Genomic DNA, 274 nt, shown 5'->3' on the forward strand with positions numbered 1-274 from the left:
AATTTGTTAGATTATATATTGATAACTCTAATATTTTTCCGCTAATATATGTTTTAGTTTGATAACCCAAATAATATATTACTCCAAAAATTACAACAACAAGAGCTAATAATATAAATAGATTTCTCATATTCATAAANNNATATTAAAACAATTTTTTTAAATAATTTGTTATTTTATATTAATAGTAACAGACCTAAAATTCCTGCTATAGATATCAATACATAATTTATATTTTCAGAAACNNNNAAAGTAGGTGAAGAAGATCCCATTT

Source organism: Candidatus Nanopusillus massiliensis (assembly GCF_920984865.1).